This is a genomic window from Streptomyces chiangmaiensis, assembly GCF_036281785.1.
Taxonomy (GTDB): Bacteria; Actinomycetota; Actinomycetes; order Streptomycetales; family Streptomycetaceae; genus Streptomyces; species Streptomyces chiangmaiensis.
This window is the reverse complement of record NZ_JAYWVC010000454.1, coordinates 1-2,847: the sequence shown is the minus strand read 5'-3', so window position 1 is coordinate 2,847 and position 2,847 is coordinate 1. Positions and strand designations below refer to the sequence as shown.

Below are 2,847 nucleotides of genomic sequence, written 5' to 3'. Positions count from 1 at the left end.
AACTCCGAACAGCCCATCACCCCCGGATCTGAACCGCCCCGGTTCAAGCCGATCGGGGGGATTCCATCTCCTGGGCGGCTCGCCCGATTGCAGGCAAGGCGGCGTCACCTTAGCTTCAACACGTCGGATTCATTCCGAAAAAGCCAACATAATCCCCTATGTCGGCTTCCCGTTGACGTCGAATGGAGCATTCATGTCGGTGATGACCGGTACCCCACCCCTGCAGCAGTTCGGCCAGCAGATCGGCGCCCCGCAGCAGCAGATCGGACAGATCGTCCAGCAGACCATCCAGCAGGCGTGTCAGCAGGCGAGCCAGCAGGTCGCGCAGCGCCTGCAGCAGACGCTGCAGCAGATCCAGCAGGTCCAGCAGCAACTGCAGCAGCAGGGCCTGGCCCACCAGGCCCACCCGTACCTGGCGGTCGCGCTGCACCACGCGCTACTGCAGGGCGTGCGCAGCGCTGTGGAGCAGTCCGTGCAGCAGGCGCTGCCGACCGCGATCGCGACCCTGGTGCAGCAGAGTCAGCAGGGCCCGCAGCCGTGGGGCGGCGGGTACGGACCGCAGCAGTTCGGCCAGCAGTTCCCGCAGTACCAGCAGCCCGGCTTCGGCTTCGGCCAGATGGGTCAGCCCTTCGGTATCGGCTGACCCCGGGGCGGTGCGCTGGGCGGTGTGCCCGGGCCGTTGTCCGGGCACACCGCAGCACCGTGGAATCGCGGCCCACCCGGTCGCTGGACCAGCAAGCACGAGCAGGACGGACAACACAGGCGTGGTGAAGGTGGACGTGATGGTCAAGGAAAGGCCCGGAAACAATCGCGAGAGCGAGTTGGAGGGCGCGGGGACGGGCGGGGCGGGACCCGAGGGGAGGAAAGCGGAACCACGCAAGAACAGCGCGCCGTCACCGGTCACGGTGCAGCCGCGCCGACAGCGGTACATGGTGACCCCACTGCCGCAACCTCTGCTCCCACCGGGAGTGCCCGAACTGAGCATGGACGCGGTGTGCGACCGGCTGGAGAGGATGCCCGAGGTCAGGGTGATCCGCCGACTCCAGCCGTCGGAGAAGCTGCAGTCGGCCGGGGTGCTCCCCTCCTGCCCAGAGATCGCGGTCGTCGAGGCGGCCGAGGCCCAACTGCCGGCGATGCGGACACTGCACGTGCACATCGAGCCGGATCTGCCGCTGTCCGGAACCGGACCCGCCGCTACCCCGGGCACGGGCATCCTGCCGCTGCCCGATCCGGGGCTGGCCCTGCCGCTGGAACAACCCACGGAAGTCTCGTTGCGGGTCTGCGACCCGGACGGGGAACCGCTGGCCGGTGCGGCGGTGTTCCTGATCGGAGCGACCTGGCCGAGCCAGGGCATCACCGCCGCCGAGGGGACGGTCACCATCACGCTGGCGACGGACACCGAGCAGTCCATCCAGTCCCTGTACATCCGCCCCAGAGGCGGCTACACCGACCGCTGGATCCACCGCCCGGAACTCTCGGCGACCCAGGAGAACCTCGTCACCCTCACCCCGCTGGCCAAGGTGTACCCGGGACTGGAGGAGCGGCAGCAGTACGGCTGGGGCCAGCAGGCCATGCATCTGGACCGGCTGCCCCCCACCTTCCGCGCCTTCGGCATCAAGATCTCGGTCATCGGTACGGGCGTCAGCATCGACCACCCCGACCTGAAACAGCGGGTGCGCTCCGGCATCGACCTCGTCCGCGGCACCACCGAGGGCTGGGCCCACGACCCAATCGGCAGCGGCACGCATGCGGCGGGCATCATCGCCGGCGCGGACACCGGCAAGGGCATCATCGGCATCGCCGTCGACGCCGAGATCGACGTCTGCCAGGTGATGCCCGACGGGCACTTCAGCGACCTGATCGCCGCCCTGGACCACTGCATCCAAGGCGACGCCGACATCGCCCACATCCAGGTGGCGACCCCCTACCCGTCGACCCTGGTCTCCCGCAAACTCGCCGACGCGAACGCGGCGGGCGTCGCTTGCATCGCCCCGGCGGGCGACACCGGCGGACCGATCGCCTTCCCCGCTTCGCTGCCCACCGTCTTCGCCGTGGGCGCCCTCGGCGCCTTCGGCACCTACCCGCCCGACACCTCCCAATCCACCCACTACGGCCCGCAGCTGACACCCGAAGGACTGTTCGCCGCCCCCTTCAGCTGCTACGGCCCCGGCATCGATGCCGCCGCCCCGGGTGTGGCGGTGCTGTCGTGCGCGCCGCAGGGCGGTTATGCGGCCCTCGACGGCACCGGCACGGCCTCGGCCCACGTCGCGGGCCTCGCTGCCCTCGTTCTCGCCCACCACGAGGACTTCCACGGCCAGCTGCTGCCCCGCGGCCCCGGCCGGGTACAGCACCTCTTCGAGATCATCGCCGCCAGCTGCCGCCCGCTCGCCGCCCCCGGCACAATGGACGCCGCCCGTATCGGCCGAGGCCTGCCTGACGCCCTCGTCGCCCTCGGCCTGGCCCCCGGCGTACAACTCGCCCCGGCCCTATCGCCCTACCGGCCGTCGATGGCCGGGTAGATCCCCACCCGCGCATGCACACGCAGCGATTCCCGTCGCAAGAGTGCGGTGTCGTTCGGCTTGCAAGCCAGCCCGAGGTGGGATGGAGGAGCTGTTCGGGTGCCCGGAGGTTCGCGGCTGGTGTTCCCTGACCGGCCGGGATCGAGCGGCCGGCAAGATGTTCGGGGGACGGGCGGTCCAAGCCTTAAGCATCCCCGGATGAGGCTGAAAGGGCTCGTCCGTCCAGCCACACCGGCTCCCAGCGGTGTGGCTGGACGGTGCCCGTGTCGTGTATGCGGCAGGGAGGGCGCGGTGGATGGCGAAGGACGCCTAACTGTGGTGTCCCATT

2 protein-coding genes are annotated in these 2,847 nt (G+C 70.0%); both read left to right on the top strand.

Annotated elements, in window-relative coordinates; translation table 11 throughout:
• Positions 1–193: 193 nt before the first annotated feature.
• A complete protein-coding gene (locus VXC91_RS44270) occupies positions 194–643 on the top strand; it encodes a hypothetical protein (protein WP_329512997.1) in 450 nt (149 codons plus the stop codon).
• A 139-nt stretch (positions 644–782) separates the two neighbouring features.
• The gene (locus VXC91_RS44265; RefSeq protein ID WP_329512996.1) at positions 783–2,519 is read left to right on the top strand and encodes a S8 family serine peptidase; all 1,737 of its coding nucleotides are present in this window, start codon (positions 783–785) and stop codon (positions 2,517–2,519) included.
• Positions 2,520–2,847: the final 328 nt, after the last annotated feature.